This window comes from Burkholderia perseverans, from assembly GCF_022870505.1.
Taxonomy (GTDB): domain Bacteria; phylum Pseudomonadota; class Gammaproteobacteria; order Burkholderiales; family Burkholderiaceae; genus Burkholderia; species Burkholderia plantarii.
This window is the reverse complement of the sequence record NZ_CP045094.1, coordinates 1,455,101-1,479,916: the sequence shown is the minus strand read 5'-3', so window position 1 is coordinate 1,479,916 and position 24,816 is coordinate 1,455,101. Positions and strand designations below refer to the sequence as shown.

Annotated in this window: 25 protein-coding genes; 5 read left to right on the top strand and 20 right to left on the bottom strand. The window is 69.5% G+C overall.

The annotated features are described in order from the left end of the window. Positions 1-46: 46 nt before the first annotated feature. Positions 47-709 carry an RlmE family RNA methyltransferase gene (locus BpN12_RS21165; protein WP_012735198.1) on the bottom strand — a complete coding sequence of 221 codons (663 nt, stop codon included), beginning with the start codon at positions 707-709 and terminating at the stop codon, positions 47-49. Positions 710-924: 215 nt separating this feature from the next. On the opposite strand from BpN12_RS21165, the gene BpN12_RS21160 reads away from it, so the two are divergent. Continuing rightward, positions 925-1,473: a YhbY family RNA-binding protein gene (locus BpN12_RS21160; protein WP_198249569.1), complete on the top strand. Its 549-nt coding sequence runs from the start codon at positions 925-927 to the stop codon at positions 1,471-1,473. A gap of 69 nt (positions 1,474-1,542) precedes the next feature. Here BpN12_RS21160 and BpN12_RS21155 read toward each other — a convergent pair whose 3' ends face one another. The 8 genes from BpN12_RS21155 to gloB all read right to left on the bottom strand — a co-directional run bounded on the left by BpN12_RS21155 (position 1,543) and on the right by gloB (position 12,241). Further along, positions 1,543-2,025 carry a DUF4149 domain-containing protein gene (locus tag BpN12_RS21155; RefSeq protein WP_246797410.1) on the bottom strand — a complete coding sequence of 161 codons (483 nt, stop codon included), beginning with the start codon at positions 2,023-2,025 and terminating at the stop codon, positions 1,543-1,545. Between the two features lie 17 nt (positions 2,026-2,042). Further along, positions 2,043-2,519 (bottom strand): transcription elongation factor GreA, encoded by a 477-nt coding sequence (greA, locus tag BpN12_RS21150; RefSeq protein ID WP_246797409.1) that lies wholly within the window; start codon positions 2,517-2,519, stop codon positions 2,043-2,045. Positions 2,520-2,637: 118 nt separating this feature from the next. Continuing rightward, positions 2,638-5,892, bottom strand: a complete 3,255-nt coding sequence (gene carB, locus BpN12_RS21145) for a carbamoyl-phosphate synthase large subunit (RefSeq protein ID WP_246797408.1) — start codon at positions 5,890-5,892, stop codon at positions 2,638-2,640. 51 nt (positions 5,893-5,943) lie between these two features. Next, positions 5,944-6,621 carry a leucine efflux protein LeuE gene (leuE, locus tag BpN12_RS21140; RefSeq protein WP_246797407.1) on the bottom strand — a complete coding sequence of 226 codons (678 nt, stop codon included), beginning with the start codon at positions 6,619-6,621 and terminating at the stop codon, positions 5,944-5,946. A 22-nt stretch (positions 6,622-6,643) separates the two neighbouring features. Further along, positions 6,644-7,786 (bottom strand): glutamine-hydrolyzing carbamoyl-phosphate synthase small subunit, encoded by a 1,143-nt coding sequence (gene carA / locus BpN12_RS21135; protein WP_246797406.1) that lies wholly within the window; start codon positions 7,784-7,786, stop codon positions 6,644-6,646. Between the two features lie 400 nt (positions 7,787-8,186). Further along, positions 8,187-9,416, bottom strand: coding sequence for an MFS transporter (locus tag BpN12_RS21130; RefSeq protein ID WP_246797405.1), 1,230 nt, complete (start codon positions 9,414-9,416; stop codon positions 8,187-8,189). A 146-nt stretch (positions 9,417-9,562) separates the two neighbouring features. Beyond that, positions 9,563-11,152, bottom strand: a complete 1,590-nt coding sequence (locus BpN12_RS21125; protein ID WP_246797404.1) for a transglycosylase SLT domain-containing protein — start codon at positions 11,150-11,152, stop codon at positions 9,563-9,565. Between the two features lie 282 nt (positions 11,153-11,434). Next, entirely contained in the window at positions 11,435-12,241 is an 807-nt protein-coding gene (gene gloB / locus BpN12_RS21120; protein ID WP_246797403.1) for a hydroxyacylglutathione hydrolase, read from the bottom strand. 18 nt (positions 12,242-12,259) lie between these two features. On the opposite strand from gloB, the gene BpN12_RS21115 reads away from it, so the two are divergent. The 3 genes from BpN12_RS21115 (at position 12,260) to dnaQ (ending at position 14,363) form a co-directional block, all read left to right on the top strand. Next, positions 12,260-13,072, top strand: coding sequence for a class I SAM-dependent methyltransferase (locus tag BpN12_RS21115; protein ID WP_246797402.1), 813 nt, complete (start codon positions 12,260-12,262; stop codon positions 13,070-13,072). Next, positions 13,069-13,518: a ribonuclease HI gene (gene rnhA / locus BpN12_RS21110; RefSeq protein WP_246797401.1), complete on the top strand. Its 450-nt coding sequence runs from the start codon at positions 13,069-13,071 to the stop codon at positions 13,516-13,518. Before BpN12_RS21115 ends, rnhA begins: the two co-directional genes overlap by 4 nt. A 122-nt stretch (positions 13,519-13,640) precedes the next feature. Further along, positions 13,641-14,363 carry a DNA polymerase III subunit epsilon gene (dnaQ, locus tag BpN12_RS21105; protein WP_246797400.1) on the top strand — a complete coding sequence of 241 codons (723 nt, stop codon included), beginning with the start codon at positions 13,641-13,643 and terminating at the stop codon, positions 14,361-14,363. Between the two features lie 84 nt (positions 14,364-14,447). On the opposite strand, the gene BpN12_RS21100 is transcribed toward dnaQ, so the two are convergent. Further along, entirely contained in the window at positions 14,448-14,780 is a 333-nt protein-coding gene (locus BpN12_RS21100) for a YnfA family protein (RefSeq protein WP_246797399.1), read from the bottom strand. A gap of 592 nt (positions 14,781-15,372) precedes the next feature. Here BpN12_RS21100 and proP point away from each other — a divergent pair. Next, a complete protein-coding gene (proP, locus tag BpN12_RS21095) occupies positions 15,373-16,854 on the top strand; it encodes a glycine betaine/L-proline transporter ProP (protein WP_246797398.1) in 1,482 nt (493 codons plus the stop codon). Positions 16,855-17,052: 198 nt separating this feature from the next. Here proP and BpN12_RS21090 read toward each other — a convergent pair whose 3' ends face one another. The 10 genes from BpN12_RS21090 to mdcC form a co-directional block, all read right to left on the bottom strand. Beyond that, the gene (locus BpN12_RS21090; protein ID WP_246797397.1) at positions 17,053-17,265 is read right to left on the bottom strand and encodes a hypothetical protein; all 213 of its coding nucleotides are present in this window, start codon (positions 17,263-17,265) and stop codon (positions 17,053-17,055) included. A gap of 144 nt (positions 17,266-17,409) precedes the next feature. Then, a complete protein-coding gene (locus BpN12_RS21085; protein ID WP_246797396.1) occupies positions 17,410-18,039 on the bottom strand; it encodes a glutathione S-transferase family protein in 630 nt (209 codons plus the stop codon). Between the two features lie 86 nt (positions 18,040-18,125). Beyond that, positions 18,126-18,917: an alpha/beta hydrolase family protein gene (locus BpN12_RS21080; RefSeq protein WP_246797395.1), complete on the bottom strand. Its 792-nt coding sequence runs from the start codon at positions 18,915-18,917 to the stop codon at positions 18,126-18,128. A 358-nt stretch (positions 18,918-19,275) separates the two neighbouring features. Further along, positions 19,276-19,836: a phospholipase D-like domain-containing protein gene (locus BpN12_RS21075; protein ID WP_246797394.1), complete on the bottom strand. Its 561-nt coding sequence runs from the start codon at positions 19,834-19,836 to the stop codon at positions 19,276-19,278. A gap of 344 nt (positions 19,837-20,180) precedes the next feature. After that, the gene (locus BpN12_RS21070) at positions 20,181-21,122 is read right to left on the bottom strand and encodes an acyltransferase domain-containing protein (protein ID WP_246797393.1); all 942 of its coding nucleotides are present in this window, start codon (positions 21,120-21,122) and stop codon (positions 20,181-20,183) included. Further along, positions 21,119-22,117 (bottom strand): triphosphoribosyl-dephospho-CoA synthase, encoded by a 999-nt coding sequence (locus BpN12_RS21065; protein WP_246797392.1) that lies wholly within the window; start codon positions 22,115-22,117, stop codon positions 21,119-21,121. Before BpN12_RS21065 ends, BpN12_RS21070 begins: the two co-directional genes overlap by 4 nt. Further along, on the bottom strand, positions 22,114-22,833 hold the full coding sequence (gene mdcG, locus BpN12_RS21060; RefSeq protein WP_425306355.1) for a malonate decarboxylase holo-[acyl-carrier-protein] synthase: 720 nt from the start codon (positions 22,831-22,833) through the stop codon (positions 22,114-22,116). The genes BpN12_RS21065 and mdcG overlap by 4 nt, the downstream gene beginning before the upstream one ends. Continuing rightward, positions 22,808-23,524: a biotin-independent malonate decarboxylase subunit gamma gene (mdcE, locus tag BpN12_RS21055; RefSeq protein WP_246797390.1), complete on the bottom strand. Its 717-nt coding sequence runs from the start codon at positions 23,522-23,524 to the stop codon at positions 22,808-22,810. Before mdcE ends, mdcG begins: the two co-directional genes overlap by 26 nt. After that, on the bottom strand, positions 23,511-24,434 hold the full coding sequence (locus BpN12_RS21050) for a biotin-independent malonate decarboxylase subunit beta (protein ID WP_246797389.1): 924 nt from the start codon (positions 24,432-24,434) through the stop codon (positions 23,511-23,513). The genes mdcE and BpN12_RS21050 overlap by 14 nt, the downstream gene beginning before the upstream one ends. Then, positions 24,431-24,748: a malonate decarboxylase acyl carrier protein gene (mdcC, locus tag BpN12_RS21045; RefSeq protein ID WP_246797388.1), complete on the bottom strand. Its 318-nt coding sequence runs from the start codon at positions 24,746-24,748 to the stop codon at positions 24,431-24,433. The genes BpN12_RS21050 and mdcC overlap by 4 nt, the downstream gene beginning before the upstream one ends. Between the last annotated feature and the right edge of the window lie 68 nt (positions 24,749-24,816).

Genomic DNA, 24,816 nt, shown 5'->3' with positions numbered 1-24,816 from the left:
CGGCCGGCAAGGCTCCGGCCGGTCTGCGGCGGCCGCCGCATCCGCTTCAGCGCGGATGCTTCAGATGCCGGCCCAAAATAAACGTCTCCGACGACTTGTCGCGCGAGGCCTTCGGCTTGCGCGGGGCGACCGTACGGAACTGATGCTTGAACTTTTCGACAATCTGGCTGTAGCCGCTGCCGTGAAAGCACTTCACTAAAAGGGCGCCATCCGGCTTCAGATGGTTCTGCGAGAATTCGAGCGCCAGATCGCAAACGTGTTCGATCCGCGCCGCATCCGCCGACGCCACTCCCGACAGGTTGGGTGCCATGTCGGAAATTACAAGGTCGACCACGCGGCCGTCGAGCAACGCCTCGAGCTGGTGCAGCACCGCGTCTTCGCGGAAGTCGCCCTGGATGAAGTGGACGTCGGCCACCGGCTCCATCGGCAGCATGTCGAGCGCAACGATCATGCCGTCGATCCCGCCCTCGCGCTGCGCGTCGCGGTTCTTGCCCAGCGCGAGCTTGTTGCGCGCGTACTGGCTCCAGCTGCCGGGCGCCGCGCCGAGATCGACGATCACCTGGCCCGGCCGGATCAGCTTGTCCTGCTCGTCGATTTCCTTCAGCTTGTACGCCGCGCGTGCGCGGTAGCCTTCCCGCTGCGCCATTTTGACGTAGGGGTCGTTGATATGGTCGTGCAGCCACGACTGGTTGAAGCGATTCTTTGCCATGCAGAAGGAAAAATTCAGCCAAAAGGCCACAAAACGGGCCGTGAAAACGGGCGATTCCTGCGCCGATTGCGCAATGGCTTCGTCAGCCCGGGCTTTTGGCGGATAATACGCGTCTTATTCGCGCGGCGGACGCCTCGATAGCGTGCCAGCCGCGATTTTACGTGGTTTTCGCGCGCGCCCGTCCGGCGCGCCGTCCTAGAGATTCCAGAGTTCCGATGCCTGCCCTTTCGCTTTCCCCCGCCGAGCGCTCTGCCCTGCGTTCGCAAGCCCATGCGCTGAAGCCCGTCGTGCTGATCGGCGCCGAAGGCCTGACCGACGCCGTGCTGGCCGAGATCAAGGTCCACCTGGCCGCCCACCAGCTGATCAAGATCCGCGTGTTCGGCGACGAGCGCGACGCCCGCATCGCGATCTACGAGGAAATCTGCGAGCGCCTCGGCGCGGCGCCGATCCAGCATATCGGCAAGCTGCTCGTGATCTGGCGTCCCGAGCAGGTCGAGCCGGCCCCGAAGCGTGGCGCGCGCGGCGTGCCGAGTGCGCGTGAGGCCGCCAGGCGCCTGCCCGCCGGCGAACCGGAAACCGCCAAGGGCCGCGCGCCGCGCGTGGTCAAGGTGGTCAAGCATTCGCCCGACGCGAGCCCGGTGCGCAAGCCGCGCGCCACCAAGGTCGTCGTGCGCGGCAACGAGCGCGTGACGGCAGGCGGCACCGTGAAACGCGCGAAAAAGCGTCAGCAGAGCGCGAAGCGCCCGTTCCAGAACGACAAATAAGGGAACCCGGCCGGCTTCGGCGCCCGGCCAGCGCCTGATGAGCGCCCGCCGGCTCCGCCGCCCGCGCGCTCAGGCGCGCGTGGCGCGCACCTCGCCCGCCCCGGGCAGGATCCAGACGAGCCAGAGCCCGAACAGGCTTTCGATCAGATAGAACAGGCTCGACACGCCGTGCAGCATGCCGAAGCGGCCCGCGTAGGCGGAATGGCCGACGTCGGTGCCCGCCTCCTGCGCGGCCACGCGCAGTGCGTTCATGAACGGCTCGATCGCGAAATATCCGACGATCACGCACGCCAGCATCACGGCCACGATCAAGCGAAGGCGGCGATATGCCGCATCACCGTCGCGCACCCGCGCGTTCGCCGTGACCAGCATCAACACGCCACACACCACACCGATCCAGCCCTCGATCCGGAACAGGCGCGCCGCCACCTCGCCCGCGGCTACCCGATCGAGCGCCGTGAACAGCACCGGCGCGACCGCGTAACCGATCGTCAGCAGGCTGCCGACCCAGACGGTCGCGAGAAAACGGAACAACCGGAGGGAACTGCGCATCGGCGTCGCTCCCGGCTTCAGACGTAGCTGACCGAGATGATCTCGTACTCGCGCACGCCGCTCGGCGCCTGGACGGCCGCGACGTCGCCTTCCGACTTGCCGATCAGCGCGCGTGCGATCGGCGAGCTGACGGAAATCAGGCCGCGGTCGATATCGGCTTCGTCGTCGCCGACGATCTGGTATTTGACGGTGTCGCCCGAGGCGAGATCCTCGAGTTCGACGGTGGCCGCGAACACGACGCGGCCTTCGGCGTCGAGCACGGACGGATCGATGATCTGGGCCGCCGACAGCTTCGATTCGAGATCAGCGATCCGCCCCTCGATGAAGCCCTGCTTTTCCTTGGCGGCGTCGTACTCGGCGTTTTCGGAAAGATCGCCCTGCGCACGCGCCTCGGCGATCGCGTTGATCACGGCCGGACGCTCGATCGACTTCAGGCGCTGCAACTCTTCGCGCAGCTGTTCGGCGCCGCGCTTGGTCAATGGAATGGTGCTCATAAACGGCTCAATAACAAAAATGCGGCATAAAAAAAATCACCGCGATTAAGCGCATTTCCGGCGGACCGGAAACGCCGCTTAATCGCGGCCTGTGTTGCCCGGGACTGAACCCGACGGCTTAGTTTAGGCGACCGTGAAGACCTTGTAAATCATAGACTTCGAGGTCCTTCAGGTAGCGCAGGCCCTCCACCGCCGCGCGCGCGCCCGACATGGTCGTGTAGTACGTGACCTTCTGCGCCTGCGCGCTCATGCGGATCGAACGCGAGTCGGCAATCGCCGTGCGCGTCTCGTCGACCGTCGTGAACACCAGCGCGATCTCGCCGTTCTTGATCATGTCGACGATGTGCGGACGGCCGTCCTTGACCTTGTTGACGACCTTCACCGGCACGCCGGCCGCCTCGATCGCGGCGGCCGTGCCGCGCGTGGCGACGATCGGATAACCGAGCTCGTGCAGCATGCGCGCGACCTCGACCGCCTTCGGCTTGTCGGCATCCATCACGGTCAGCAGCACCGTGCCCGACTCCGGCAGGCGCGAGCCGGCCGCGAGCTGCGACTTGAACAACGCCTCGCCGAACGTGCGGCCCACGCCCATCACCTCGCCCGTCGAACGCATTTCCGGTCCGAGCACCGGATCGACGGTCGGGAACTTCACGAACGGGAACACCGCTTCCTTGACGCTGTAGTACGGCGGATCGATTTCCTTCGTCACGCCCTGCCCGGCCAGCGTCTGGCCGACCATCGCGCGCGCGGCGATCTTCGCCAGCGGCAGGCTGGTGGCCTTCGACACGTAGGGCACCGTGCGCGAGGCGCGCGGGTTCACTTCGAGCACGTAGATCACGTCCTGCTTTGAACCGTCGTCCTGCGGCACCTGCTGGATCGCGAACTGCACGTTCATCAGGCCGACCACGTTCAGCGCGCGCGCCATCGCGCCGGTCTGGCGCTTGAGCTCGGCGACGGTTTCCTTCGACAGCGAGTACGGCGGCAGCGAACAGGCCGAATCGCCCGAATGGACGCCCGCCTGCTCGATGTGCTCCATCACGCCGCCGATGAACACGGCCTCGCCGTCGCAGATGCAGTCGACGTCGCATTCGATCGCGTCGTTGAGGAAGCGGTCGAGCAGCACCGGCGAGTCGTTCGACACCTTCACGGCCTCGCGCATATAGCGTTCGAGGTCGCGCGGCTCGTGGACGATCTCCATCGCGCGGCCGCCCAGCACGTAGGACGGACGCACCACCAGCGGATAGCCGATCTCGTCGGCCAGCGCCAGCGCCTCGCTCTCGGCGCGCGCGGTGCGGTTCGGCGGCTGGCGCAGGCCCAGCTCCTGCAGCAGCTTCTGGAAGCGCTCGCGGTCTTCCGCGGCATCGATCATGTCCGGCGAGGTGCCGACGATCGGCACGCCCGCGGCTTCCAGGTCGAGCGCGAGCTTGAGCGGCGTCTGGCCGCCGTACTGCACGATCACGCCGACCGGCTTTTCCTTGTCGACCACTTCGAGCACGTCCTCGAGCGTGAGCGGCTCGAAGTAGAGGCGGTCGGAGGTGTCGTAGTCGGTCGAGACCGTTTCCGGGTTGCAGTTGACCATGATGGTTTCATAGCCGTCCTCGCGCATCGCGAGCGCGGCATGCACGCAGCAGTAGTCGAACTCGATGCCCTGGCCGATCCGGTTCGGGCCGCCGCCCAGCACCATGATCTTCTTGTTGGTGGTGGGCTGCGCCTCGCATTCTTCCTCGTAGGTCGAGTACATGTAGGCGGTCTTGGTGGCGAACTCGGCCGCGCAGGTGTCCACGCGCTTGTAGACCGGGCGCACGTTCAGTTCCAGACGGCGCGCGCGCACTTCGGCCGCGCTCGCGCCGACCAGTTTCGCCAGGCGCCGGTCCGAGAAGCCGCTCTGCTTCAGGAAGTACAGCTCGTCCTTCGACAGGCTCGCCAGCGTGCGGCCGCCGAGCGCCTTCTCCTTCACGATGATCTGCTCGATCTGCGCGAGGAACCACGGATCGATCGCGGTTTCCTCGAAGATCTGTTCGGCCGTCATGCCGACGCGGAACGCGTCGCCGACGTACCAGATCCGGTCCGGGCCCGGCTCGCCGATCTCGCGGACGATCTCGTCGCGGTCGGTGGTCTTCTCGTCGAGGCCGTCCACGCCGACTTCGAGGCCGCGCAGCGCCTTCTGGAACGACTCCTGGAAGGTACGGCCGATCGCCATCACCTCGCCGACCGACTTCATCTGCGTGGTCAGGCGCGAATCGGCCTCGCGGAACTTCTCGAACGCGAAGCGCGGGATCTTGGTGACGACGTAGTCGATGGTCGGCTCGAACGAGGCCGGCGTCTGGCCGCCCGTGATCTCGTTCTTCAGCTCGTCGAGCGTGTAGCCGACGGCCAGCTTCGCCGCGACCTTAGCGATCGGGAAGCCGGTGGCCTTCGAGGCCAGCGCCGACGAACGCGACACGCGCGGGTTCATCTCGATCACGACCATCCGGCCGTCCTTCGGGTTGATCGAGAACTGCACGTTCGAGCCGCCGGTATCGACGCCGATCTCGCGCAGCACGGCGAGCGACGCGTTACGCAGGATCTGGTATTCCTTGTCGGTCAGCGTCTGGGCCGGCGCGACCGTGATCGAATCGCCGGTGTGCACGCCCATCGGGTCGAGGTTCTCGATCGAGCAGACGATGATGCAGTTGTCCGCGCGGTCGCGAACCACTTCCATCTCGTACTCCTTCCAGCCGAGCAGCGATTCCTCGATCAGCAGCTCGCGCGTGGGCGAGAGATCGAGACCGCGCTTGCAGATTTCCTCGAACTCCTCGCGGTTGTAGGCGATGCCGCCGCCCGAGCCGCCCAGCGTGAACGACGGGCGGATCACCGTCGGGTAGCCGCTGCCGCCCGTGGCGACGGCGATCTCGGCCTGCACCTTGAGCGCTTCTTCCATCGAGTGCGCGATGCCCGACTTGGCCGAACCGAGGCCGATCTTGGTCATCGCTTCCTTGAACTTCTGGCGGTCCTCGGCCTTGTCGATCGCCTCGGGCGAGGCGCCGATCAGCTCGACCTTGTATTTCTCCAGCACGCCGTGGTGGTGGAGGTCGAGCGCGCAGTTCAGCGCGGTCTGGCCGCCCATCGTCGGCAGGATCGCGTCCGGGCGCTCCTTGGCGATGATGCGCTCGACGACTTCCCAGGTGATCGGCTCGATGTACGTGACGTCGGCCGTGTTCGGATCGGTCATGATCGTCGCCGGATTGCTGTTGACGAGGATGACCTTGTAACCCTCCTCACGCAGCGCCTTGCATGCCTGCGCGCCCGAGTAGTCGAACTCGCACGCCTGGCCGATGATGATCGGGCCGGCGCCGATGATGAGGATGCTGTTGATGTCTGTGCGTTTTGGCATGGCTCGAGTATTCAAAAAGTAATCGTTAATGCGCGGCGGCGGCGCAGTCGGTCATCGGATCGTCGCGAACGCGAGCTTGAGGCCGAAGCCGATGAACAGACTGCCCACGCCGCCCGCCGCGCCCGCCGCGAGCTTGCGGCGGCGGCGAAACTGTTCGGCGAGACGCGCGCCCGCGAAGATCAGCGTGCTCAGGTACAGGAAGCTCGTGAACTGCGAAATCGCGCCCAGCACGACGAACGACACGGCCGGATAGCGGTAGGTCGGATCGACGAACTGGATGAAGAACGAAATGAAGAACAGGATCGCCTTCGGGTTCAGCAGGCTGACGAAGAGCGCCTTGCGGAACGGCCGCTCGCCGTCCGCCGCGCGCGGCGCCTCGGCGATGGCCGGCGCGCTCGCGGCTTGCGCCTGCGTGGCGCGCAGCCCGCGCGAGCCGCTCTTCAGCATCGCGAACCCGATGTAGAACAGATAGGCGGCCCCGCCGTATTTCACGACGGAGAACAGCAGCGGGTTCGCCTTCAGCAGCGAGGCGACGCCGGCCGCCGACAGCAGCATCAGCACCGCATCGCCGACGAACACGCCGCAGGCCGCGCGATAGCCGGCCTTGACCCCGCGCTGCGCCGCGAGCGACAGCACGTACATCGAATTCGGACCGGGCAGCAGGACGATGAACACCGCGCCGACGACGTAGGTCCAGAAGTCCGTGATTCCGAGTGCATGGCCGAACATGAGGTGCCGTCTCCCGTCAGCCTCAGGCGCGCGCCTTGGCCGTGTCCATCAGCGCGGTGAAGCGGTCGAACAGATAGCCGATGTCGTGCGGGCCGGGCGAGGCTTCCGGGTGGCCCTGGAAGCAGAACGCCGGCTTGTCGGTCAGCTCGAAGCCCTGCAGCGTGCCGTCGAACAGCGAGACGTGGGTCGCGCGCGCGTTGGCCGGCAGCGAGTCGGCATCGACCGCGAAGCCGTGGTTCTGCGAGGTGATCACGACGCGGCCGTCGGCCAGGTCCTTGACCGGATGGTTCGCGCCGTGGTGGCCGGTCTTCATCTTCAGCGTCTTCGCGCCGACCGCGAGGCCCATGATCTGGTGGCCAAGGCAGATGCCGAAGGTCGGCACGCCGCGTTCGATGAACTCGCGCGCCGCGGCGATCGCGTAATCGCACGGCTCCGGGTCGCCGGGGCCGTTCGACAGGAAGATGCCGTCCGGATTCAGCGCCAGCGCATCGGCCGCGCTGGCCTGGGCCGGCAGCACGGTGACGTCGCAGCCGCGCTCGGCCAGCATGCGCAGGATGTTGTACTTGACGCCGAAATCGTAGGCGACGACCTTGTAGCGCGGCGCGGTCTGCTCGCCGTAGCCGCCTTCGAGGCGCCATTCGGTCTGCTTCCAGGCGAACGGCTTGTCGGTCGAGACGACCTTCGCGAGATCCATGCCGGCGAGGCCCGGGAACGAGCGCGCGAGTTCGATCGCCTTCGCCTCGTCGTCGGAACCGGTCAGGATGCAGCCGTTCTGGGCGCCCTTGTCGCGCAGCACGCGGGTCAGCTTGCGGGTGTCGATGCCGGCGATCGCGACCACGCCTTCGTCGCGCAGGTAGTCGCCGAGCGTGCGGTCCATGCGGAAGTTCGAGGCCAGCACCGGCAGGTCGCGGATGATCAGGCCGGCCGCGTGCACCTTGGTCGCTTCGACGTCTTCGCGGTTCACGCCGACGTTACCGATGTGCGGATAGGTGAGCGTCACGATCTGTCGTGCGTAGCTCGGGTCGGTGAGGATTTCCTGATAGCCGGTAATCGCGGTGTTGAACACGACTTCGCCGATCGTATGGCCGGTCGCGCCGATCGAATAACCGCGAAAGACCGTGCCGTCGGCAAGTGCGAGCAAGGCGGGAGAAAAAGACGGCAACACGGGAGGCTCCTTGGGGGACACCCTTGCTGCCGACCTGTCGACCTGTCGCGGCCGGTTCGCCCCATCGAGGGGCGTTCGCCGGCGCTCGCCCGGCTGGCCCGGAGGAGGCGCACGATGCGCGCGCGGGCTGGCCGCGGGCTGCATTCGACGCGTCACGTGCCGGGAGGCAGGCGGCGGAAGACGGGGAGTTGGAGGTAGGCGCTAGGGTGCGGGGTTGAATTGCGCAAACCTTCAAATTATAGCGCGAAACCGGACCTATCTCAAAGCCTGCCGTGCCATCTCCGTATGACAGGGATGGGTCTGGAAACAATCGCGATATCGAAAACACCGCGCGAAATGGCCGCCGCGAGGCCGCCGCGACTGATATTCAGGGGCAAATCCCCTGCCCTCGCGCGGCGCGTCAACCCGGATGGCGTTCGGCGCCGATCGTCGCGCGCCCCGGCAGCACGTACCAGATCGCGCCCGCGATCTGCAGCACGACCAGTATCGTCCAGGCGGTCAGGTGCGCGGCGCGCGGATAATGGCCGCCCTGCGTCGGCCACTGCGACAGCACCGCGCCGACGCCGACCTGGAAGCCGAAGATCAGCACGAAGATCACCAGCGTGATGGTGGTGTTGGCGCGGCCGATCAGGTGCGACGGGAAATGCTCGGCGAGGATCGCGTAGCTGAGGATGCCGATCCCGCCGAACGCGCCGTAGCAGGCCCACAGCACGGCGGCCGGCAGCGGCGCGCGCAGCATGATCGCCAGCTGCGTGGCGACGAAGCAGCCCATGCCGATCCCGCAGAACGCATAGACCGACAGGCCGCGCCGTTCGAGCACGCGCGCCACCGCGCCGGTGGCGAAGCTGCCCGCCATCATCGCGAGCCCGATCACCGAGACCAGCGCGGCGGCCTGATGCGGCGCGAAGCCCATCACGTCGCGCAGGTAGGGGCCGACCCACAGCGACTGCATCGCGAAGAACACGCCCTGCGTGACCACCGAGAACGAGGCGATCTTCCAGAACGCGGCGCTCTGCAGGATGTGCCAGGTGCCCTTGAACTGGCTGACGAGGCTGGCCTGGCGGTGCGTGCGCGCGGCGTCGGGCGCACCGCTCCAGAGCAGCGCGGCAACCAGGATGGTGAACACGCAGAGCCCGGCGCAGACCATCCGCCAGCTGACCATGCCGAGCGTCCAGGCGAGCGGCGAACCGACCGCGACGCCGCCCATCCCGCCGACCGCCATCACGCAGCCGTTCACGAGCGGCAGCCGCGCGACCGGGAAAAACTCGGCGATCGCCTTGAACGCGGCGCCGAGGCACACCGATACGCCGATCCCGATCAGCAGGCGGCCGGCCATCATCGCGCCGATGCCGTGCGCGAGGCCGAACACGGCGATGCCGGTCGCCGCGAACAGCAGCATCGCGGCCGTCACGCGCCGCGGGCCGTAATGGTCGAGCAGCACGCCGGCCGGGATCTGCGCGCCGGCGAAGCCGAGAAAATAGAGGCTCGTCAGCAGCCCCAGGTCCGCGGCGGACAGCCCGAGGTCGTGCGTGATCAGCGGCGCGAAGCCGAGATTGACGCCGCGGAACACGTACGACACGAAATAGCCCATCGAAAACAGCGCGAACACGCGCCACTGCACGGAAGACATGCGTCCCCTCCGAATCCGCCGCCCGCGTTGCGGGCGGCCTGCCCAAATGAAAACGCCGTCACCTCGGTGACGGCGTGCGCGCGAATCATAAGCGACGCGCTGCGCAGCGGGCACAAAGCCCCCACGCGCGCGGCGACCGAATCGCGTTACTTCTTCTTCGTCTTGTGCGACGCAGTCTTGGCGGCCGGCTTCGCGCTCCTGGCGACGGACTTCGCGGCCGGTTTGGCCGCCGCCTTCGAAGGCGCCGCGCGGCGCCCGTGCGCCGCGGCCTTGCCGCCCGTGTGCAGGCTCGCGCGTTCGATGCGCGCGCCGCCGACCGAGGTGGCGATTCGCTCGGGACCGGGTTCGGCCGGCACGGCACGGCCCACCGGCACGTGCAGCACGATGGTCTGGCCCGGCACCACCAGGTCGCGGTGGGTGCGGTTCCAGCCCTTCAGCTGGCCGACCGACACGCCGTAGCGGCTCGCCAGCGATGCCATCGACTGCTTGCGACGCACGCGGATCAGCATCTTGCGCGTGTCGGGCACGTCGGGTTCCATCGCGAGCATGGCGTTCTCGGCCACGTCGGCGCTGATGTCCTCGTCGTCGTCGTCGCCGCGCGGCACGACGATCGTCGAGCCCGGCTTCAGCCGCATCCCGGCCGGAATCTTGTTCACCTGCATCAGCGTGTCGGCGTCCACCCCGATCTTCTCGGCGATCGCCGCCGGCCGCGCGCGCTCGGTGACCGTGTAGGTGGTCCAGCTGGAGAGCTGGCCGTCATACGACTTCAGGCCCTTCTCGAACTGCGAGGCGTTGTCGAACGGCAGCAGGATCTGCGGCTGGGTCGCGCCGAGGATCACCGGCTTCGAGAACGACGGGTTCAGCGCCTTGAACTCTTCGAGCGAGAGGCCGGCCAGCTGCGCCGCCATCTTCACGTCGATGTCGTGCGAGGTCGTGACCGTCACGAAATACGGGTGGTTCGGAATCTCGGGCAGCGTCAGGCCGTACTGCTGCGGATTGGCGATGATGTTCTTCACCGCCTGCAGCTTCGGCACGTAGTTGCGCGTCTCGTTCGGCATGCGCAGGCTCTGATAGTCGGTCGGCAGGCCGGCCGCCTGGTTGCGCGCGATCGCGCGCTGCACGTTGCCCTCGCCCCAGTTGTAGGCGGCCAGCGCCAGGTACCAGTCGCCGAACATGTCGTGCAGGCGCGACAGGTAGTCGAGCGCGGCGCTGGTCGAGGCCAGCACGTCGCGGCGCTCGTCCTGCCACATGTTCTGCTTCAGGTTGTAGGTGCGGCCGGTGCCGGGAATGAACTGCCACATGCCGGCGGCCTTCGCGACCGACAGCGCCTGCGGGTTGTAGGCCGATTCGATGAACGGCAGCAGCGCGAGCTCGGTCGGCATGTTGCGCGCCTCGAGCTCCTCGACGATGTGATAGAGATATTTCTGCGAGCGCTCCGTCATGCGCTGCACGTAGTCGGGACGTTCGGTGTACCAGGTCGTCTGCATGTCGACCTGGTCGCTCTGCAGATCGGGAATCTGGAAGCCGCGGCGGATGCGTGCCCAGAGATCGGAATCCTTGGTGGTCAGATCGCCGACCGACTGCTTGTCGACGTCGACGGTGTCTTTGGAGGTCGCGGTCTTGCGAAGGAAATCGGCAGCGGCTTGCGGGTCGGAAGCGGCGGATGGGGCGGTCGGTCCGGGGCTCGCGCAGGCGGCGAGCAGCAAAACCAATAGCGCACTGATCAGGAATCGCATGTAAATCTCGGCTTCCAACGGCTGGAAATTGCAGGCGATAGTAAGGGAGGCGCGTACATCGCGTCAATAAAAAGCCCAAAAATGCCGATAAATCCGGTATTTGGGGCCGATTCTCCAGATTCCGGATGAGCATCGGACTACTCTGGATAGGGGCTTTCCCGCGCCCCGGGAAAGCCCCGGTGCCGCCCCGTCGCGACGCGCCGGTCACCCTGAAACCGGAATCGGGGCGACGGGCAAAGGGCAAGGGCGATGCGGGGCGGCCGGCGCGGCCATGCGGGCGATTCAACGGAAGCGGTTCTTCCACTCGCGCATCAGCGTGAACGCGGCGAGCCGGCTCGCCGGCGCCTCGTGCAGTTCGGCCTCGAGCGTCGCCGCGATCGACGCGCTGTCGGCACGCAGGAACGGATTGACCGCGCGCTCGTGCGCGATGGTGGTGGGCAGGGTCGGCTCGCCGCGCGCGCGACGCGCCTCGGCGCTGTCGCGCCACGCGGCCAGCGCCGCGTTGTCGGGCTCGCAGGCGAGCGCGAAGCGGATGTTCGAGAGCGTGTATTCGTGGGCACAATGCACCTGCGTGTCGCCGGGCAGCGCGGCCAGCGCGTCGAGCGAGGCCAGCATCTGCGCCGGCGTGCCTTCGAACAGGCGCCCGCAGCCGCACGAGAACAGCGTGTCGCCGCAGAACAGATGCGGCGCCGGATGGCCCGCGCCGGCCGTCTGGAAATAGGCGATGTGGCCGCGCGTGTGGCCCGGCACGTCCAGCACCTCGAACTCGAGCGCCGGCTTGCCGATCCGCACGCGCGCGCCGCCCGCGAGCGGCTGCGTGACCTGCGCGATCGCCTCGCCGGCGGGACCGTAAACCGGCACGGGCGTGATCTGCTTCCGGTCATCGACGAGCGCCGACACGCCGCCGACGTGGTCGGCATGATGGTGCGTGAGTAGAATAGCGGCTAGCCGCCAGCCCCGCGCGTCGAGATATCGCCGCACCGGGGCGGCGTCGCCCGGATCGACGGCGACCGCGTCGCTGCCATCCGACACGAGCCAGATATAGTTGTCTTCAAATGCCGGCACCGGCACGTATTCCAGCTCGTTCATGGGCGCGCACTCATCGATATGTCAGACCGTCCGATTATAGACTGGCCCGCCTGGAGCGCCTCGCCGCCCGGCCGCTACGTGCTCGAGTGGGAACAGGCCCAGCTCGACCGCGTGGTGTCCGACGTGTTCGGCTTCCACGCCCTGCAGCTCGGCCTGCCCCAGCTCGATTCGCTGCGCGAGAACCGCATGCCGGGCCGCGGGCTCGTGCTCGATCCCGCCAGCGGCGCGAGCGAGCCGTTCCGCTACCCGTGGGCGGGCGACCCGCCCGGCCCGCACCACGCCCCGGCCGGGCGCAGCACCGTCTGGTGCGACCTGCTCGACCTGCCGTTCGAATCGCAGAGCGTGGACCTGATCGTGATGCCGCACACGCTCGAATTCACCACCGATCCGCACCGCCTGCTGCGCGAGGCCGAACGCGTGCTGATGCCGGAAGGCCGGCTCGTGATCACCGGCTTCAACTCGTTGAGCCTGTGGGGCGCGCGCCAGTCGGTCGGGCGCATCGCGCACCGGCCGTTCGTGCCGGCCGCGCGCGACCCGATCGCGTTCATTCGTCTGAAGGACTGGATGAAGCTGCTCGGCTTCGACATCGAGCGCGGCCGCTTCGGCTGCTATCGGCCGCCGCTCGCCACCGACAAGTGGATGGCGCGTTACGCCTTCATGGAGGCCGCCGGCGACCGCTGGTGGCCGATCTTCGGCGCGGTCTACATGGTGACCGCCGTCAAGCGCGTGCGCGAGATGCGGCTGGTCGGTCCGATCCGGGTCCGGAAACCCGTTCGCGCGCCCGGCCTCGCGCCCGCCGCGACCCCTACCACTCATCAAGAACACTCATGACGTTGCAACTGATCGACATCTATACCGACGGCGCCTGCAAGGGCAATCCCGGCCCCGGCGGCTGGGGCGCGCTGCTGCGCTTCGGCGACCAGGAAAAGGAACTGTTCGGCGGCGAGCCCGGCACCACCAACAACCGGATGGAGCTGCTCGCCGTGATCAAGGCGCTCGAGGCGCTCAAGCGCCCCTGCCGCGTGGTCGTCCACACCGATTCGCAGTACGTGCAGAAAGGCATCAGCGAATGGATCCACGGCTGGAAGAAAAAGGGCTGGGTGACCGCCGCGAAGACGCCGGTGAAGAACGCCGACCTCTGGAAGCAGCTCGACGCGCTGGTCGGCCAGCACGAGATCGAATGGCGCTGGGTCAAGGGCCACGCCGGGCACGCCGAGAACGAGCGCGCCGACGGACTCGCCAACCGCGGCGTCGAATCACTGTCGCAGCGGGCATGAGCGGGCATCCCGCCGCCTGCCGCGCAGCCAGCTGCACACGCCGTCCGCATTCCGCCGCGCCGGGTCAGTTGCCCGGCGCCGCCCTGCCCGGCCCGCGCGCCGGCACTTTTTGAAGAATCGTCATGCGTCAGATCATCCTCGATACCGAAACCACCGGCCTCAACGCCCGCAACGGCGACCGCATCATCGAAATCGGCTGCGTCGAAATGCTGAACCGCCGGCTGACCGGCAACAATCTGCACTTCTACGTGAATCCCGAGCGCGACAGCGATCCGGGCGCGCTCGCCGTCCACGGCCTCACCACCGCGTTCCTCAGCGACAAGCCGAAGTTCGCCGAGATCGCCGAGGCGCTGCGCGATTTCGTGCGCGGCGGCGAGCTGATCATCCACAACGCGCCGTTCGACATCGGCTTCATCGACGCCGAATTCGAGCGGCTCGGCATGCCGCCGCTGCTCGAGCACTGCGACGGCGTGATCGATACGCTGGTGCAGGCCAAGTCGATGTTCCCCGGCAAGCGCAACTCGCTCGACGCGCTGTGCGACCGGTTCGGCATCAGCAACGCGCACCGCACGCTGCACGGCGCGCTGCTCGACTCGGAACTGCTCGCCGAGGTCTATCTGGCGATGACGCGCGGCCAGGAAAGCCTCGTGATCGACATGCTCGGCGACGGCGGCGACCACGGCGGCGAGGCGGGCGGCTCGCGCGTGTCGTTCGCCTCGCTCGACCTGCCGGTGCTCGCGGCGAGCGAGCAGGAGCTGGCCGCGCATCAGGCGCAGCTCGACGACCTCGACAAGTCGGTCAAGGGCGCCTGCGTCTGGCGTCAGGAGGCGGCGCCAGCCGCCTGAGCGGGCCTGGCGCCTTCGCGGGCGCCGCTTGCCCCGCTTTACCCCGCAGCCGCTCCGGCGCGGGGCGTTCCTCCCTCCTCGCGCTCAGACGCGCGGCTGCAACGCGATCACGGCCATCCCGGCCAGCGCCAGCACCGCGCCGGCCCAATCCCAGCGCGACAGCGCCATCCCGTCCACCACGCGCAGCCAGACCAGCGCCACCGCGATATAGACGCCGCCATAGGCCGCATAGGTGCGGCCGGCCGCGCTCGGGTGCAGCGTCAGCAGCCAGGCGAACAGCGCGAGCGAGACGGCCGCCGGCACCAGCAGCCAGGCGCTGCGCCCGCCCTTCAGCACCAGCCAGGGCAGATAGCAGCCGACGATTTCGGCCAGTGCGGTCAGGACGAACAATCCGGCGATCTTGATCAGGTCGGGCATGGGAAGCGAAAACGGCAATCGTGAACCGGAACGGAAAGCAGGCGGCAAGCGAACGCCGCTGGCCGATGCGGGAACGCCGCCTGCGAGGCGGGCGCGCGCAAAATCGGCCGGCCCCGATTATCCCTCGGCAAAGCCCCGTCGGGCGGGGCCTGGCAGGCAATTTGCCCGATCGTCTGTCATCGTGCTATCATAGCGGCTCTTTCATTATCTATTTCGTTCATTTAGGTTGTCGCTACGAGCGTCCGCGGTTTCCGCCCTCGCTTCGTCGCACGAAATATCGATCACAGGCAGGGCGTCCCGTTTCGGCGCGTCCGCTTCGTTTCAACGCCCTTCACAGGGTTTCGTCACCGGTCTCGCAGGCGCCACGCCGCGCACCGGTCGCCGCCGGTCCCCCTAATCAGGCCAGCCCGGCGGCAATCTCATGAGCGCATCGACGCGGCGGCCAATGGCGCGCCGCACGCGGCCCCCTTTCCGACCGGCGTCACCGTGCGCCGACGTTCCGTGCCGCCACGCCGCTGCGCTCCCCGGCAAACCGTGGCGAAACGCGTGCCGCCAGGCCCGTGCTTCGTCCGCTGTCAAAGGAGCCCAAATCTTGACCGCCTCACACGTCAGCCCCGCCGCTGCTTCCGCGTCGTCCACCGACGCCCCCGTCACCGTCAGCGACATCACCGTCGTCGACCAGAGCCTGCTCAAGCGCGCGGTCCGCGCGATGGCCATCGGCAATGCCATGGAATGGTTCGATTTCGGCGTCTACAGCTACATCGCCGTCACGCTCGGCCAGGTGTTCTTCCCGTCCAGCAACCCGTCCGCGCAGCTGCTCGCCACCTTCGGCACGTTCGCGGCCGCGTTCCTCGTGCGACCGCTCGGCGGCATGGTGTTCGGCCCGCTCGGCGACCGCATCGGCCGCCAGCGCGTGCTCGCCATGACGATGATCATGATGGCGCTCGGCACCTTCTCGATCGGCCTGATCCCGAGCTACCACTCGATCGGCATCCTCGCGCCGGTGCTACTGCTGGTCGCCCGCCTCGTGCAGGGCTTCTCGACCGGCGGCGAGTACGGCGGCGCGGCCACCTTCATCGCCGAGTTCTCGACCGACAAGCGCCGCGGCTTCATGGGCAGCTTCCTCGAGTTCGGCACGTTGATCGGCTACGTGCTCGGCGCCGGCACGGTCGCGGTGCTGGCGGCGCTGCTGCCGCACGACGCGCTGCTGTCGTGGGGCTGGCGCGTGCCGTTCCTGGTGGCCGGCCCGCTCGGCCTGATCGGGCTCTACATCCGGATGAAGCTCGAGGAAACGCCGGCTTTCAAGCGTCAGGCCGAACTGCGCGAGGCGCAGGACAAGTCGATGCCGAAGGTCAAATTCACCGAGACGCTCGGCCGCCACTGGCGCGCGATGCTGCTCTGCGTGGGCCTCGTGCTGATCTTCAACGTGACCGACTACATGGCGCTGTCGTATCTGCCGAGCTACCTGTCGTCGACGCTGCATTTCAACGAGACGCACGGCCTGCTGCTGGTGCTGCTCGTGATGGTGCTGATGATGCCGATGACGCTGGCGGCCGGCCGCCTGTCCGACGCGGTCGGCCGTAAGCCGGTGATGCTGGCCGGCTGTATCGGCCTGATCGCGCTGTCGATCCCGGCGCTGATGCTGATCCGCACCGGCGAGATGCTGCCGGTGTTCGGCGGCCTGATGATCCTCGGCGTGCTGCTGTCGTGCTTCTGCGGCGTGATGCCGTCGGCGCTGCCGGCGCTGTTCCCCACCGAGATCCGCTACGGCGCGCTCGCGATCGGCTTCAACATCTCGGTGTCGCTGTTCGGCGGCACGACGCCGCTCGTCACGGCATGGCTGGTCGATCGCACCGGCAACTTGATGATGCCCGCCTATTACCTGATGGGGGCCGCCGTGATCGGCGCGGTGTCGGTGCTGACGCTGCGCGAGACGGCACGCCAGCCGCTGGAAGGCTCGCCGCCCGCCGTCGCCTCGCGCCGCGAAGCGCATGCGCTGGTGCGCGAACTGCGCGAGCAGGCGTCGAACGACGACAGCCCCGGCTATCCGAGCGTGTCGGCCGCGCGGGCGTAAGCCGCCGCTGCCCATCACCGCCGCACCGCTTCATGACACCGCGCCGACCTTCCGGGTCGGCGCGGTGTTTTTTTTATCGACGCGCCGCGCCGCCACCGCCGGCCCCAAAAACCGACACCCCCGCGCAGGCGGGGGTGTCGTGTCGATCGGTCCGGGATGCGCCGGCGGTCGATCCGCCGGCGCGGTACCGCGCGGCGCTCAATGCACGCTGCAGCCGCGGCAGGCCTGCCGGCAGGCGAGGCAGCTGACGAACGAGCGCGAGCGCTCGACCACCGTGCGCACGCCGCGCCCCGCCACCACGAAACCGACCTGCCCGAGATTGAAGTCGAGCGTCACCATCAGTTGCATCAGCGAGACCATCGGCAGCACGACGGACGGGTGATACAGGCGGTTTTCGATCAGGGTTCTCATGGCGGGCTCCGGCGGGCAGACTGGGATTCGACGTAGTGGATTCTACGGATTGCCCTGTCGCCGATAAATGCGCAAACGCCGAAGTCACTTGTTGGCCCGCCTGAACAATCGCCGCTCGCCTCGCGCGAGCGGTCCGCCGGCGAGTCAGTCGAGCGGCGTGCCGGCGAACTCCGGCAGTGCCTCGGCGCGTTCGGACAGCGCCGCGATGGTCGGATAGCGTGCCGCGTCGACGCCGCCGAGGATCGGATGGTCGCCGCGCACGTATTGCGTGAAGCGCCAGACCACGGCCGTCGTGACGTCGGCCTGGGTGATTCGCTCGCCGAGCAGCCAGCCGGTGGTGCCGAGGATGCGCGCCTCGAGCGCGCCATAGGCGCCGTCGAGCTGCCCGAGAATCCGGTCGAGCCACGGCTGGTGCTGCTTGTCGTCGGGACGCAGGCCGTATTCATAGGCGATCTGCACCGTCTTCTCGGCCGCCGCCAGCGCGAGCCCGATCAGCTCGAGCGAACGCAGCCGCCCGGCGGCATCGACCGGCAGCAGGCGCCGCTCCGGCTCGACCAGATGATCGAGGTAATCGACGATCAGCGACGAGTCGAGCACCATGGTGCCGTCGTCGGTCAGCAGCGTCGGCGCCTTCACGACCGGGTTCACCGCCTTGAACGCGTCGAAATGACGAAACACCGACAGCGGCTCGTGCTCGAACGAGAAGCCAAGCAGCTTGGCCGACACCGCGGCGCGGCGCACGTAGGGCGAATCCAGCATTCCGATCAGCTTCATCTGAATCTCTCTCCTGTCAACGGGGATCGGTCAATGTAACAGCGTTGCGCCGGCGTGGGAGACCGGTCAGCACCGGCCCACGCCGCTCAGGCCGCGATGAGCCACGCCACGGCCGATGGCCAGAGCGCGCGGTTGTCGTCGCGGAAGTAACCGTCGCGGCCGATCGGCCGCTGGCCCGCGTGCGGTGCGATCTCACGCAGCTCGACACGAGCGCCCGAGAAGCGGCGATGCAGCGCCGCAACGGCGGCGCGCGGCGAGAACGGATCGTCCTCGACCGCGTAGGCGAGCAGCGGGCCGCGATAAGCCTCGAAGCCGGCGCGTCCCGCCGCGTCGATGCCGGCCGCCGCGTGCCGGCAGCCGCGCGCCCAGTCGAGCGCGACGCCGGCCGGCACCTCGGCGCCGGCGCCGACGAGACGCCCCGGCACGCGCGCGGTGAAGCGGCCCGCGAGCGGCAGCACGCCGTAGGCGAGCAGCGCGAGCACGAGGCGCGCCGCGCCGCGCGCATCGGCCCAGTGGCCGGTGCCGGTCGCGATCGTGACGATGCCTTCCAGCTGCGCCAGATTCGGCGCGCCGCCGAGCAGCCGGCCGCCCGCGCCGTGGCCGATCGCGAAGTAGCGCGCGCCGGGCGTGCGCGAGACGAGGCAGTCGAGCGCGGCCGGCAGATCCGCCTCGCCCCACTGCCGCAGCGTCGCGCGCTCGGGCCGGCCGCCCGGTGCGCGCGAGCCGCCGATGCCGCGATAGTCGAACGTCAGGACCGGGAAACCGGCCTCGGCGAGGAACCGCGCGTAGCCGTCGTAACGCGCGCGCGGCACGCCGAGCGCGCCGCTCAGCAGCACCGCGCGTCCGTTCGATCTGCCGGGAATGTGAAGCGAGCCCATCAACGGTCTTCCGTCGCGAGCCGCGAACTGGAGAGTCTCGACCGTGGTCGCCATCGTCTGCCTCGTCGTGGGAGCGGCTATTGTGCAAGCGAATCAGGCGGTGCGCCACCGGCGCCGCCGGTGCCGGGCCGTGGCCGGCAGGCTGCCGGGCTCGCCGCGAGGACGCGCCTCGGCGCCTCGGCAAGGCCGCTTCGGCCCGTATGGGGCCAGAGCGGCGTGACGGCGGGATGACAGCGGGATCGCCGTAGCGACAGGCCGCGCGCAGCGAGCGCATCGAGCCGTCCGGATTGCGGTCGGCCCGGTTGCCCGGGATTCCGCGCCCGGCTCGATTTCGGGTTCGTCGGCGCGGCGGCTCCGCTCAACGGCCGCCGGCCAGGCGATAGAGGCGCCAGAACGCATGCGCATAGGTCTGCGCGAACTGCGGCACGCCGCGAAACACGTTCAGCCCGCGCATCGGATCGCCTGCCCGCGCGGCGGTGGCGATTGCCGCCACGCCCGCCGGCGCGCTGATCGCGACCGCGTCGTCGACGACCACGAACGGCTGGCGCATCAGTCCGGGCCGACGCGTGGACGCAAAACCGATGCCCGCCTCCGCGAGAAATGCCGTGCCGCTGTAGCGCACGCGGCGCCCTGAACGGTCGAGCACGACGCGCACCGCCACACCGCGCGCGCAGGCGTCGCGCAGCGCCGCGGCCAGCGCCGGCGGCACCGCGTCGTAGCCCGCCACCAGCACGCGCTGGCGCGCGGCGCGCACGAGTTCGACGGCGGGATCGACGGGCGCGTCGTCGGGCGCGAAATAGAGGCTCGTGGCGGTGCTCGTGGCCGCGCCGACGAACGGCGCCGGCAGCGCGAAAACACTGGGGGAAGCGAGGGCGAGGATCGCGACGGCGAGCGCGACGAGGCAGGCATACGGTTTCATCGGGCGCGTATTGTAATCACGCCGGATCGGGCCGCAAGCGGTTTGCGCCGAGCGTGGCGCCGCGACGACGAACCCGCGCGCGCCGCTCGACAAACGGGCTGGCGATGCGTTGGTTTTGGGGGGCTTGTGGTTTCGTGGTTTGCAGCGGCGACCGACCAGGTGCCAGCCACTCGCTCCAGCCAGACTAGATAGAAGGCTGTCCCACGAGCGGAAATCGGCGAGGCTGCGCGCGGGTATCGATGGATGCGCGACGGACGCCATCGTGGCACCGTGGTTTGCTGCGCCGGCGCCGGCTGGCACCGCCAAGCCACGGCAAGATCGAAGCCCCCGCGCCAGCCGGACGATCAGGCGCCGGCCACGCGCTCCAGCCACGCCCGCACGCCATCCCAAGAGCGGAAATCAGCAAGGCTGCGCGCGGGAATCGACGGATACGCGCCGGACGCCATCTCGGCCAGCGCGCGCCCCGGCCCGAGTTCGACGAACGCGCTCGCGCCGGCCTCCACGCAGGCGGCGAGGCAGGCCGCCCAATCGACGGGTTCGGCGATCTGCCGCGCGAGCTTGTCGAGGCCGCCGCCGTCATCGATCACGACGGCGCCGTCGATGCCGCTGACGAGCCGCGTGCCGGCCGCGCCGCGGCTCAGGCTCACGGCGCCGAGCGCGGCACGGAACACCGGCACCGCCGAGGCCAGCCGGCGCGTATGCGAGGCGATCCGCACCGGCACCGGCGCCACGCGGGTGGCGCCCTGCGCGTGCGCCGCGTCGGCCAGCCCGGCCAGCGCGTCGGCCGCGCCGGCCAGCACCCAGGCATCGCCGGGATTGACGATCGCGATCGCGGCGTCGCGCCCGGCGCAAAGCGCCTCCACGGCGGCGCGCCCCAGCCCGCGCACGAACAGCATGCCCTCGTCGCCGGTGCTGGCCGCGTCCATCGCGTCGGCGCGCGCGGCGATCAGGTCGAGCGTGTCGCTCGCGCCGATCCGTCCGGCCACATGCCACGCGGCGATCTCTCCGACACTGTAGCCGGCCACGCAGCGCCGCCTCGGCAGCAATGGCGCGAGCCGCGCATGGGTGGCGATCGCGTGGAGCGTGCAGAGCCGCTGCGCGGCGCCGTTGCCGCGCAACGCGTCGTCATCGGCCGTGCGCACCCAGTCGCGCGGATCGGCGCCGAACCAGCCGGCCGCCTGCGCGAACAGCGGTTCGAGCGAGGGCGGCATGCCGCCCTCGCCGATCAGCTCGAACATGTCGGGGCCTTGCCGTCCCTGCCCGGAGCACAGCAGCGCGATCGTCATGGCGCCTCGCTGGCGGCCGCGAACAGGCTCATCGCGAGCAGGTCGGCCGCGCCGCCGGGGCTTAGCCGGCGCACGACGAACGCGCGATGGACGGCCTCGGCGCGCGCGAGCCAGTCCGCCGCGCCGATGCCGCCGCGCGCGAGGAAATCGCGCGCGCGGCGCTGCGCGAACGCGAGGCCGCCGGCGCCGCCGCGATGCAGCAGGTTCGTGTCGGCAACGGCCGCGATCAGCGCGAAGCAGGCCTGTACGCGCGCGGCGAGCGCATCGCCGGGACGCAGCGCCTGCGCCTCGCGCAGGGCCCGCAGCCCGATTTGGTAGACGCTCGGGAAACCGCTCGCGGCCTCCTGGCGCGCGCCGCCGACGCCGTGGCGGCGTACCGCCATCTCGCCGTGGCTGTCCGAGGCACGCGGCCCGACGAGGATCTCGGCGCCCCACTGCTGCGCGACGATTTCGCCGAGGGTCGGAACCGCTGCGGGAATTGAAGCGCCGGGAATTGAAGCACCGAAAGCTGACGTGCCTGAAGTAGGCGCACCCGAAACCGATGTATACAAAGCCGGCGCGCTCAACGCCGACATCCCCGAGGCAAGCTCACCCGCCCCCATCGCAGCGCGCAAACCCGCCGCCGCACACAGCAAACCAAGCCCGAAGATCGCCCCACGATGCGTATTCACGCCGCCCGTCGCCGCGAGCATCGCGTGCTCGGCACGCAGGCCGATGCGCCGCAGCACGGCCATCTCCGCGCGCGCGGCGCCGGCCGCCGCGAGTTCGGCCAGATATGGCCGGATCGCGGCAGCGCTGCGCGCGAACGTGCCGGCATCCATGTCGTCGTGACTGCCGGTGTCCACCTCGCTGACGAGCCCTGGCTTCGGCCAGGTCTGGACTTCGAGGCGCAGGCAGGTCGCGCCAAGCTCGGCGATCGCCTCGGGCGAAGCCGGCAAGGCAGCGGCAAACCCTGCTCCGACCGGCACCCATGCCACACGCAGCCCTTGCGTCATACCGCGCCCTCCAGGAACGCACGCGGCGTCATCAGCACGACTTCGGCCGCCGTCTTCGCGACGATCTCGTCATGCTCGCCGCGCGCCGCATGCCATTCGCGCCAGTTCGCGCCGGCGCCATCGGTGCGGATCAACTCGCCGTCGATCCGCATCGGCGCAGCCGCGTCGCAGGTGGCAATGCCGTCGAGCAACGCGGCTAGCGCCTCGCGCCCGCCGGCCGATCCAGCCGGCAACTCGAACAGCAAATCGAGATCCGAGCCAGGAGACAAATAAGTCAGCCCCGTCAACGCCTGCCAGGCAAGACTACCGAACGCACGGCAACCGACCCGATGGCGACGCGCGAGCGCATCGAGCGCATCGATCGTCGCGCGCCACGTCTCGGGCGCGACATCCCGCAGCGCGGCGAGCGCGGGCGGCGCCTCGCTCGACACGATCGCATCCACCGGCACCACCACGCCAATCCGCCGCTTGCCCATCGACGGCGGCAGCGGCAGACCAAGCGGCACGCCCGGGCTGGCCGCGTCGCACGGCCCGGCGCGCCGCACCATCAACGGCCGGCCACGCGCGGCCCATTCGCGGATCACCACCGCGTCGTCGGCCGGCAGCGCCAGCCGCGCGACGAGCGGCCCGGCAAGCGCCGCCCACGCGTCGGGCGCGATGTGCACGACGCGATGCCGAATCCGTGCGGCTTCAGCCGCCTGAGCGGGCGAGTTCATGAACCCGTTGCGCGATGCGCGCCGCCGCCGGGCGGCCGCCGCGCGCCTTGCCGAGCCGGTCGCGACCGTCGGCGCGCGCGGCCGGTTCGGCAAGCCAGCGAGCAACCTGCGCCGCGAGCGGCTGCGCGGGATCGAGCACTGCGTCCACGGCGCCCGTCTGTTCCAGATTGGCGAGGCCCGGCGCGAACACGGCCGTCGACTTCGCCTTCTCTTCGAGCACCTCGAGCGGCAGCTTGGTCACGCGCGCCATCGACGGCAGGTCCATCACGGCCGGCTCGGCCCCCGGCAGCGCGAGCAGCACGCGCGTGGCGAGCGCGGTCGCGATGAACGCGCCGGCCGCCGTGCCGCCGTACAGCAGCCCGATGGTCGGATGGCCGCGCCCGCTCGCGAGCATCAGGCTCTTGGCCAGATGCGACAGGCATTCGTTGAGGCCCAGCAGCTCGTCGCGCTTGCTCATGCGCTGGCTGCCGCTGTCGAGCAGCACGAGGATCGGCGTGTCGCCGCCGCGCCGCACGGTGTCGAGCACGCGCGCCGACAGCCACAGCGCCTCGTCGACGCCGACGAACGCGCGGCCCGACACGCCGATCACGTCCACCTGCCGGCCGTCGAGCGTGGCGCGCCCGGCCAGCAGGCCGTCGTCGCGGCGGGTCAGGTCGTGATCGAACGAAGTGAGAATCTCATCGAGCGTCATCGCGCCCCTCCTGAAGACGGTCGGCGAGCGCGGCGAAGGTCTCGCCGGGCATCGCGGGAATGGCCTCGGCCTCGGCTTCGGTCGCGCCGAGCCGGCGCCAGACGTCGCGCGCGTCGCCACAATCGCCGAACGCGGCGAGCCGTGCCTCGAGCCGCGCCTGCTCGGCTTCGAGCACGTCGAGTTCGAAGCCGTGGCGCGCCGCGAGCAGCGCGAGCGCGGCGGCGCGGAACGCGGGCAGCGTGTCGTCGACGAAGCGCTCGACGCCGCCGATCAGCCGGCGATGCTTGCCGCCCATGGTGCGCCAGACCAGCGCGCGGTCCTTCGAATCGAATTCCTCGACGCCGCGGTTGGTCTCGATCACCTCCGGACCCGATACGCTGATGCGGCCCGGCTCCGAGACCGCCAGCGCCGAGCAGCACGCGGCCAGCAGGCCGCCGCCGCCGTAGCAGCCGGCGCGACCGCCGACCAGCCCGATCACCGGCACGCCGGCCGTGCGTGCGTCGATCAGCGCCCGCATGATCTCGGCGATCGCGAGCTCGCCGGCGTTGGCTTCCTGCAGCCGCACGCCGCCGGTGTCGAACAGGATCAGCACCGGCGTGCCGAGCTCGCGCGCCGCGCGCAGCAGCCCGGTGAGCTTGGCACCATGCACCTCGCCGAACGCGCCGCCCATGAAGCGCCCTTCCTGCGCGGCCACCAGCACCGCGCGGCCATCGAGCGCGGCGCGCCCGACGATCATGCCGTCGTCGAACTGGCGCGGCAGGTCGAACAGCGGCAGGTGCGGACTCATCTCGCGCTCGGCCGGGCCGACGAATTCGGCGAACGTGCCGGCATCGACCAGCCCGTCGATGCGCTGGCGCGCCGACGCCTCGTACCAGCTCGCGCCGGCCGCGATCGGATCGAAACCGTTCATCGCGCGTCTCCCTCGATCGCGCGCACCGCCTGCGCGAGCCGCAGCGCCACCGTGTCGGGCCGCGCACCGCCGTCGTTGATCGACAGCCGCAGGCCGCCCGGCGAGCGCCGCTCGACGAAATCGGCGACCACCGCCTGCCAGACCTCGCCGAAGCCGGTGGCGGCGGTCTGGATGTCGATCTCGCACGCGTTGCCGGGCAGCACGCGCTCGACCAGCACCTCGAGATTGCCCGACGCGACCACGCCGACCAGCGCCGAGGCCGCGTCACCGGCCGCGCGCTCGCGCGCGACGTGACGATAATTGAGCTGTTCCATTCGATCCCTCCGTCCTCGGCCGTTCGCGCAGGCGCGCGGGGCCGCGGGTTGTCATGCGACGCGGCGCT